The sequence below is a fragment of the Pauljensenia sp. 20925_1_27 genome, assembly GCF_041432835.1.
In the GTDB taxonomy this organism is placed as follows: domain Bacteria; phylum Actinomycetota; class Actinomycetes; order Actinomycetales; family Actinomycetaceae; genus Pauljensenia.
Genome location: NZ_JAPWAH010000041.1, coordinates 1 through 1,337 on the forward strand (window position 1 = coordinate 1; position 1,337 = coordinate 1,337).

The following is a 1,337-nucleotide window of genomic DNA, read 5'->3' on the forward strand; positions in this document are numbered from 1 at the left end:
TATGGGGGTTAGAGGTAGGGGGTGATTCGGTCGGGGTAGGCGGTGGTGAGTTGGGCGAGGGCTTGTTTCCAGTTGGTGGTGGCGTGTCCTTGGATGAGGCGTGTGGGGGCTGTTCGTTTGTTGGCGGGTTTGCCGGCGTCTGTGAGGCGCTGGGCGGCTCGTTTGTCTTCGATGTCGCAGATGGCTAGCCATAAGAGTTTGACGGCGGCTTCTTCGCTGGGGAAATGCCCGCGGTTCTTGGTGATTTTACGCAGCTGGTAGTTCAAGGACTCGATAGCGTTGGTGGTGTACACGACGCGGCGCAGCATGGGCGGGAACGCCAAGAACGGCGTGAAACGCTGCCAGGCGCGCTTCCAGGTCGCAACCGTTTGGGGGTAGCGCGCTCCCAGGTCACTGGCCGCGAAGTCCTCTAGCGCCTCTCGGGCGGTGTCCTCGTTGGGCGCGCTGTAGACCCGCTTGAGAGCGGCGGCGACGCTCTTGCGGTCCTTGTAGGACACGAAACGCATGGAGGCGCGGATTAAGTGAACGACGCAGGTTTGGACCATGGACTGGGGCCAGGTCGCTTCGATGGCTTCGGGCAGGCCACTTAACCCGTCGCAGCACACGATCAGGACATCGCGCACGCCCCGGTTGGCCAACTCGGCGCACACGTGGGCCCAAAAAGCCGCGCCTTCATCGGCTTGGACCCAGATGCCCAGCACATGCTTAACACCGTCCATGTCCACTCCGACCGCCAGGTGAGCGGCCCGGTTCTCCACCGTGTGATCGCTTCGGATTTTGATGCGGATCGCGTCCAGGTAGATCACCGGGTAGAACGCTTCTAAGGGGCGGTGCTGCCACTCCAAGACAGCATCGCACACCGCGTCAGTGATCGTAGAAATCGTCCCGGCGCTGACCTCCACGCCGATGGTCGAAGCCAGGTGATGGCGGATATCGCGCACCGTCATCCCCCCGGCATACAAGCTGATAATCATCGAATCCAAGCCATCGAGGCGCCGCTGTCCTTTGCGTACCAGGCGCGGGGTGAACGAGCCTGCCCGGTCCCGGGGAACCTCGATCTCGAAGGCCCCCACCTCCGACATCACGGTCTTCTTCGTCGTGCCGTTCCTCGTGTTCGAGCGTGCCTGCGCGCTAGTCTGGCCCTTCTCATACCCCAAATGCTCCGAAAGCTCAGCGGCCAGGCCGCGTTCCAAGGCCTCCTTGAGCAACGCGGGCAACAATCCCTGGCTGCCCGTCATCTCGACCTCGCCAGCATCAAGACGCTCAAACAACGCATCCAACGCCCCCGAGCGGCGCAGGTCCTCCACAGCCTCACGCCCACTAGCGCGAGCCACAAC

General features: G+C 62.9%; 1 protein-coding gene. It reads right to left on the reverse strand.

The features are described 5' to 3' along the window. Nucleotides 1-8: 8 nt before the first annotated feature. Nucleotides 9-1,334 carry an IS256 family transposase gene (locus O3684_RS10180; protein ID WP_500066823.1) on the reverse strand — a complete coding sequence of 442 codons (1,326 nt, stop codon included), beginning with the start codon at nt 1,332-1,334 and terminating at the stop codon, nt 9-11. Between the last annotated feature and the right edge of the window lie 3 nt (nt 1,335-1,337).